This window comes from Methylobacterium sp. Leaf89 (genome assembly GCF_001422215.1).
Lineage (GTDB): Bacteria > Pseudomonadota > Alphaproteobacteria > Rhizobiales > Beijerinckiaceae > Methylobacterium.
Window position 1 is genome coordinate 37,866 of the sequence record NZ_LMML01000030.1, and the last position, 7,371, is coordinate 45,236.

Sequence of the window (7,371 nt, forward strand, 5' to 3'; positions counted from 1 at the left end):
AGGGCCGTCGCGTATCTCGGATCATCCCTCCCCCCTCTGCGGGGGAGGGTGCCTGCGGAGCAGGCGGGAGAGGGGTCGACCTCTCCGGAAACAGCGCTCCCCTCTCCCGACCCGCTTCGCGGGCCACCCTCTCCCGCAGGGGGGAGAGGGATCCCGCGGCGACCGTCCCGTCAATAATGCGGTGGCGGCGGCTCCGGGGCGCCGGAGGCCGGGCGGTGGGAGGCCTGCTCCACCTCTTCCACGAGCTTGGCCATCTGCCGGGTGAGGGCGTCGATCTGGCGCCACTGGGCCGTGATCGTGGCGTTGAGGTCGTCGATCACCACGTCCTGCTCGGTGAGGCGCATCTCCAGGGCGTCGATGCGGGCGGAGAGATCGGTCATCGTGGCGTCTCGGAGATCAGGGGCTCGGACATCCGGGGCTCGGACATCAATGTCTCGGGCGCGTGGTCGGGCCGCTCCACCAGGGCGGGGCCGAGGGCGATCCGGCCGTCGAACACGAAGCAGTCGCCCGTCCAGCGGTTCTCGGCCTCCGGCACCGTCTCCAGGTAGCGCAGGATGCCGCCTTCGAGGTGGCGCACGTCGGGAAAGCCCTTCGCGCGCATGTAGGCCCCGGCCTTCTCGCAGCGGATGCCGCCGGTGCAGAACATCGCCACGCGGGGATGCGCCGATGGATCGAGGCCGTCGACATAGGCGCGGAAGGCGCTGAACCGGGTGATGCCCGGATCGACCGCGCCGGGGAAGCTGCCCAGCGCCACCTCGAAGGCGTTGCGGGTGTCGATCAGGAGCAGGCCGGGCGTGTCGAGAAGGGCGTTCCAGGCCTCCGGCGCCACGGGGGTGCCGGCGCCCGTGGCCGCGTCGGTGGCGCCGTCGTCGAAGGTGACGATCTCGCGCTTCAGCCGGACCTTGAGCTGCCGGAACGGCGGCGCTTCGGCCTGCGAGCGCTTGACGTCGAGGCCGGCGAGGCGGCCGCCGAAGAGCGGGCCTTCGCGCAGCGCGGCGAGGAAGGCGTCGATGGCCGCGTCCGGGCCCGCCACCGTGCCGTTCAGGCCCTCCGGCGCCAGCAGCAGGGTGCCGGTGATCCCGAGTTCCGTGCACAGGGCCTGGAGCGGCGCCTGCAGGGCGGCGACGTCCGGCAGGGCGACGAACTGGTAGAGGGCGGCGACGGTCAGCGGCATCGGGGGTGATCGGCGGGGCAAGGGACTGGATTCGGGGTTCAGGGGAGGGGGCTCACGGGGCGGCGGGCTCCACCCGGCGCAGAACGAAGGTGGTGCCGACCTCCGGGTCGCGGCGCCAGCGCCCGTCCCCGGTGGCGACCAGGTTCACTATGTGGCCGCGGCGGGCGTTGAGGGTGAGGTGCCCGTTGGCGAAGCGCCAGGAGACCGGATCGAACACCGTCAGGCCGCCGTCGCGGCAATGGTCGAGGATGCGCACCGGCGCCGGCGCGGTGCCGGGCGTCAGCTCGATGCGGCAGACGTCCTGTTCGCGGTAGCGGTCGAGGGCGTAGGTGCCGGGGGCCGGGGCGTCGCCCGCCGGCGCGGCCTCGGGCGCCGGGGCGCTGCGCGCGTCCGGGGCGGCGCTGCCGGCACCGGCAGAGCCGGCACCGGCGTAGCCGGCGCCGGGGCTGGTGGGCACCGCGTCGGTCGGCGGCACCATCGCGACGATCTGGAGCGGCACCAGGCTGAAATGCTCGTCGCCCGCGGCGGCCACGAGGCTGCGGGCATCGACCCGGGCGCTGAACTGCAGCACCGGCCGGACGTCCTTGTCGACCAGGCGCAGGTTGCCGTCGGTGAAGAGCCAGCCGGCAACGCCGTTGAGGATCGGCAGGGCCCGCCGGCACCCGGCCGGGAAGGACAGACGCCGGCCGGCCGGACCGCTCGCGCCCGCCAGGGTCAGGACGCAGCGCCGGGTGCTGCCGTCCCGCGACAGGTCCCAGGTGCCCGGCACCCCGGCGATGTCGCGGGGCAGAGTCTCGATGAAGGGCACTTCGGGCGCGGCGGGGGCCGGCGCGGCGCTCGATGCGGGTGCCTCCTGGGGCGGGGCGGTCTCCTGCGCCAGGGCCGGTGCCGCCAGCGCCAGGGCCAGGGCGGCGATGCGGCAAGCGCGGCTCATGCCTCGGTCGATCATGCCTCGGCCGATCATGCCTGGGTCGATCTTCTCTGGGCCGATCATGCCTGGGCCGTCCAGGGCGTCTCCGGCACCGGGGTGAGCGGGCCGCGTCCGTCGAACCAGGCGACGAGGTTGTCCACCACGAGCCGGCCCATGGCCGCCCGGGTCTCCACCGAGGCCGAGCCCACATGGGGTAGGAGCACCACGTGGTCCATGGCCACGAGCTCGGGCGGCACGTGCGGCTCGCGGGCGAAGACGTCGAGGCCGGCCCCCAGGATGGTGCCGGCCTGGAGGGCCCCGATCAGCGCCGCCTCGTCGATGAGGCTGCCGCGGGCGACGTTCACGAGGAGGCCCTGCGGCCCCAGCGCCTCCAGCACCGCCGCATCGACGATCCCGTTGGTCTCCGGCCCGCCGGGCGCCACCACCATCAGAACGTCGGAGGCCTCGGCGAGGCCCCGCAGGGTGGGGTGGTAGGCGTAGGCGACGTCCGCCTGCGGCCGGCGTCCGTGGTAGGCGATGGCGACGCCGAAGCCCTCCAGGCGCCGGGCGATGGCCCACCCGATCCGCCCGAGGCCGAGGATGCCCACGGTGCGCCCGCGCAGGGTCGGGGTCAGCGGATAGGTCCGCTGCGGCCAGTGCCCGGCGCGCAGGTGGCGCTCGGCCTGGGGGATCTGGCGCACGGTGGCCAGGAGCAGGCCCAGCGCGAGGTCGGCGACCTCGTCGGTGAGGACGTCCGGGGTGTTCGTCACGACGACGCCCTGGGCGGCCGCCGCCGCCGTGTCGATGGTGTCGTAGCCGACGCCGAAGCTCGCCACGATCTCGAGGCCGGGCAGGCGCGCCAGCAGGGCTTGGTCCACCGGCGCCTGGGCCCCCGTGGCGAGGCCGCGGATGCGCGGGCCGGTCTCGGCCAGGAAGGCTTGCGGATCGGGGACGGTGTCGAGCCGGTGCAGGGTGAAGCGCTCGGCGACGGCATCCATGACGTCGGGATGCATCGCCTTGAGCATCAGGATGTCGATGGGCGGCATGGGGGGCTCGGCGACGATCGGGATCTGGTCGAAGCCTGGGCGGCTCCGCGCCGACAGCTTTAGGCCGCGGGTCCGGACCGGTCCAGTGACCTTCGGCGGCCCGCGCGCCGCCCCATGCGGGCGCCTCCGGGCTGCCATCCGCCGGGCGCAGCCGGGCCCCCACTTTCGCTGCACGCCTTGGAACACTACTAAAGGGAGACCGACCTCCGTTTCCCGACGAACAACCAGAACAGCCACGCCATGACCGCGCCGCGCACCCTCTACGACAAGATCTGGGACGACCACGTCGTCGATGTCGAGCCCGACGGCTCCACGCTCCTCTACATCGACCGCCACCTCGTCCACGAGGTCACCAGCCCCCAGGCCTTCGAGGGCCTGCGCGTGGCCGGGCGCCGGGTGCGCCACCCCGAGAAGACCCTCGCGGTGGTGGATCACAACGTGCAGACCTCCGACCGCCGCTTCGGCATCGAGGATCCGGAGAGCCGCATCCAGCTCGAGGCGCTGGCCGAGAACGTGCGCGACTTCGGCATCGAGTTCTACGACGCCCTCGACCGCCGCCAGGGCATCGTCCACGTGATCGGGCCGGAGCAGGGCTTCACCCTGCCGGGCCAGACCATCGTCTGCGGCGACAGCCACACCTCGACCCACGGCGCCTTCGGGGCGCTCGCCCACGGCATCGGCACCTCGGAGGTGGAGCACGTGCTCGCCACCCAGACGCTGCTGCAGAAGAAGGCGAAGAACATGCGCGTCAGCGTCGACGGCACCCTGCCGCCGGGCGTGACGGCCAAGGACATCATCCTGGCGATCATCGGCGAGATCGGCACCGCCGGCGGCACTGGCTACGTCATCGAGTATGCCGGCTCGGCCATCCGCGCCCTCTCGATGGAGGGCCGGATGACCATCTGCAACATGTCGATCGAGGGCGGCGCCCGCGCCGGCCTGGTGGCGCCGGACGCCACCACCTACGCCTATGTCGAGGGCCGGCCGAAGGCGCCCCAGGGCGAGGCCTTCGCCCGCGCCAGGGCCTACTGGGAGAGCCTCGTCACCGACGAAGGCGCCCATTTCGACCGCGAGGTGCGCCTGGACGCCGCCAACCTGCCGCCAATCGTCAGCTGGGGCACTAGCCCCGAGGACGTGGTCTCGATCTCCGGCGCCGTGCCCGATCCGTCGCGGATCGCGGACGAGAATAAGCGCCAGTCGAAGGAGCAGGCCCTGAGCTACATGGGCCTGACCCCCGGCACCAAGATCACCGACATCACCCTCGACCGGGTCTTTATCGGCTCCTGCACCAACGGCCGCATCGAGGACCTGCGGGCGGTGGCCCAGATGGTGGAGGGCCGGAAGGTCCACGCCAACGTCTCCGCCATGGTGGTGCCGGGCTCCGGCCTGGTGAAGCAGCAGGCCGAGGCGGAGGGCCTCGACCGCATCCTCAAGGCGGCCGGGTTCGACTGGCGCGAGCCGGGCTGCTCCATGTGCCTCGGCATGAACGCCGACCGCCTGAGCCCGAACGAACGCTGCGCCTCGACCTCGAACCGCAACTTCGAGGGCCGCCAGGGCCACCGCGGCCGCACCCACCTCGTCTCCCCCGCCATGGCAGCGGCGGCGGCCGTGGCCGGCCGATTCGTCGACATCCGCGAGTGGCGCCGCGAGGCCTGAACCACAATCGACGGGCCGGCCGAAAAATCCGCTGCGATCCGGATTGACGACCGGCCCCGCCCCGCCTAAACGAAACCCGCGTCGGCGCCGCAAGCGGCCCCGGCGAGCCCAGGTGGCGGAATTGGTAGACGCGCTGGTTTCAGGTACCAGTCTTGCAAGAGGTGAAGGTTCGAGTCCTTTCCTGGGCACCATCAGCTGGCTAAGCCGCTGATCCGCAGAACGAAATAGCAAAATCAGGGACTTACACTGCCCGGTTGGTACAAACGGGTGGTACAATGGCGTTGATGACGACGCGTCCCTGGAAGCATCCCAAGACCGCCTCCTACTACCTGCGCCGGGCAGTGCCGAACGACCTGCGCGTACTCGTCGGCAAGCGCGAGGAGAAGGTCAGCCTCGGCACCAAAGATCCCGTAGAAGCGAAGCGCCTGCACGCCGTCGCCCTTGTGGAGCTAGAGCAGCGGTGGGCAGCGTTGCGGGTTGGGCCACGCCACCTGAGCGAGCGCGAGGCGCACGAGCTCGCTGCCCCCATCTACGATCATTGGCTGGGTCTCTATCGTGACGAGCCCAGCCGGCAGACCTTTTGGCACATCGAGTTGGGCGACAAGCTCTGGCCGCCGCGGCGTCGGGGCTGGTCGCGGCGGTCCGAGCTGGGCACCGCCCTCATCCGCGATGCGAAGGAGACCGTCGAGAGTGGTCAGTCCGCGATGGAAGAATGGTGCCTTCAAGAAGCGACAGCCGTCCTCAAGCGGCGGGGACTCGTCGTCGAGGAGGCGGATCACCTCAAGCTCGCCAAAGGCATCGCCGCCGCGGTGCAGCGAGCGAGCCTGACCCTTGCTCGCTACGCGCGGGGTGAGTTCGATGGGCCAATATTCGGATCGCCAGTTGCAACGAACCAAGGCGCGGTGCCAGCGCAGGCCCCAGCAACACGGCCATCTGTAACCCTTGATGAACTCGTGAACGGGTGGGCGGCAGAGAGGAACCCGACCGAGAAGACCCTCTACGAATGGAAGCGTGTAATTCGGAGTTTTGCTGCTTTCGTCGGCCACGACGATGCGGGGCTGGTCACACCCGAGAACGTCATCGCTTGGAAGAATGAACTGGTCGCCGCAGGCCTCAAGCCGAAGACGATCAACGATGCCAAACTCGCGCCAGTGCGTACGATCCTGCAATGGGGTGTCAGCAACCGGCGACTGCCGGCCAACTCGGCTGCGGGCATCACCATTAGTGCCAAGAAGAAAGCAGGTCAGGGGATCCGCAGCTTCACCGAAGCGGAGGCCCTTACAATTCTGCAGGCGGCGGCTAGCGAAACCAATCTGGTGCGGCGGTGGATACCCTGGCTATGCGCTTACACTGGCGCTCGGCTGTCCGAGGTATGCCAGTTGCGAGTTGAGGACATACGGGAGATAGACGGCATCCCGACGATGCGGTTCGATGCCGAGGCAGGCTCACTGAAGACCGTCGGCTCGGAACGGACGGTGCCATTACATTCTACCCTGATCGCGGCTGGCTTCCTCGACTTCGTCCGCGCGCAGGGTACCGGGCCACTGTTCTCCCGCCTGAGACCAGATAAGTTCGGCAAGCGTGGCGGCAACGGCACCAAAATCCTAGGGCGGTGGGTTAGGGATCTGGGTATTACCGACACGCGGATATCTCCGAATCACTCGTGGCGGCATCGGTTCAAAACTCTGGCTCGCAACCACGCCCTCGCTCCCAACATCGCGGATGCCATCACCGGTCACTCTCATAAGTCGATTGGCGATCAGTATGGTGAGTACGATGTATCGGCTATGAAGAGAGAGCTCGAGAAAATACCTGCAATAATCAAGACTTTGGTGCATAAATAGTGGGTTAAAATACCAATCTTTCCGCCAAATGACTTGGTCAAACCGTCGTACCTACTGAATGATATCGTGGTTTACTTAAGTATGGCCCGCACTTTAGCTCACAATCTGTAGCGGTCTGCAGTGGTCGTAGTTGCACAGCACCGGACAAACCGTTTGCAGGTCGCGATGAACTCCCCGCCCCCCGCAAGACCGTTCAGGGAACCACCGCCCCGTAGTGAGGTCACGCTAAGAAGAGTGCGCGACACGATTGCTAAGCTCTTCCGCTCCTTGATTTCGCGGAAAGAAGCCGAGCGAGGTTTTGGGGAGGATGCCTCGGTGACACCCTCCCTGTGAGGGTGTTAGGGACGTGGGCGAAGTCGGCGGCTCTGCACAGGAGCAGGATGACGAAGGCAACGGTGTGGAGGCCCGCCAGGGTGCTGGCTAGGCGCTCGTATTCACGGGCTAAGCGGTGAAAAAGGGTCATACAGGTAAACGCCCGCTCGACCAACCAGCGTCCGGGCAGGAGAACGAAACCGCTCATGGCCTCGGGTTAGGCGCACTACGCCGAGTGCGATGCCGAGCTGTCCGGCGGCCTTGGCCGACCGCTCGCCTGTGTAGCCCTGATCGACGAAGGCGAGGTCCACGCCTTTGTGAGGATGTCGCGGGGCCAACAGCAAAGCCGACGCTGATTCCTGGATCCCACTGCCGACAGGGAGCTGCCGAGTTTCAAGGTTGGGGGCACCCAGCGATGTCGGGGGGGGG

Annotated in this window: 6 protein-coding genes, 1 tRNA gene and 1 pseudogene; 3 read left to right on the forward strand and 5 right to left on the reverse strand. The window is 69.0% G+C overall.

What is annotated here, in order from left to right:
* Positions 1-170: 170 nt before the first annotated feature.
* From ASF18_RS20330 to ASF18_RS20345, 4 genes are read right to left on the reverse strand one after another with little or no spacing between them, the layout of a single operon-like run.
* Complete coding sequence (locus ASF18_RS20330) at positions 171-380, reverse strand: SlyX family protein (protein ID WP_056277927.1); 210 nt, start codon at positions 378-380, stop codon at positions 171-173.
* Positions 377-1,174 (reverse strand): rhodanese-like domain-containing protein, encoded by a 798-nt coding sequence (locus ASF18_RS20335; protein WP_082487832.1) that lies wholly within the window; start codon positions 1,172-1,174, stop codon positions 377-379. The genes ASF18_RS20330 and ASF18_RS20335 overlap by 4 nt, the downstream gene beginning before the upstream one ends.
* 52 nt (positions 1,175-1,226) lie before the next feature.
* The gene (locus tag ASF18_RS20340; protein WP_082487860.1) at positions 1,227-2,108 is read right to left on the reverse strand and encodes an AprI/Inh family metalloprotease inhibitor; all 882 of its coding nucleotides are present in this window, start codon (positions 2,106-2,108) and stop codon (positions 1,227-1,229) included.
* A 56-nt stretch (positions 2,109-2,164) separates the two neighbouring features.
* Entirely contained in the window at positions 2,165-3,130 is a 966-nt protein-coding gene (locus tag ASF18_RS20345) for a 2-hydroxyacid dehydrogenase (protein WP_056354671.1), read from the reverse strand.
* A gap of 240 nt (positions 3,131-3,370) precedes the next feature.
* On the opposite strand from ASF18_RS20345, the gene leuC reads away from it, so the two are divergent.
* From leuC to ASF18_RS20360, 3 genes are all read left to right on the forward strand, one after another.
* Positions 3,371-4,786, forward strand: coding sequence for a 3-isopropylmalate dehydratase large subunit (gene leuC, locus ASF18_RS20350; protein WP_056216518.1), 1,416 nt, complete (start codon positions 3,371-3,373; stop codon positions 4,784-4,786).
* Positions 4,787-4,892: 106 nt separating this feature from the next.
* Positions 4,893-4,977 (forward strand) — tRNA-Leu (locus tag ASF18_RS20355).
* 93 nt (positions 4,978-5,070) lie between these two features.
* Positions 5,071-6,630, forward strand: coding sequence for a site-specific integrase (locus tag ASF18_RS20360; RefSeq protein WP_244472783.1), 1,560 nt, complete (start codon positions 5,071-5,073; stop codon positions 6,628-6,630).
* Positions 6,631-6,991: 361 nt separating this feature from the next.
* Here the strand turns inward: ASF18_RS20360 and ASF18_RS24935 are convergent.
* A pseudogene (locus ASF18_RS24935) lies at positions 6,992-7,253 on the reverse strand (transposase); the annotation flags it as partial.
* Between the last annotated feature and the right edge of the window lie 118 nt (positions 7,254-7,371).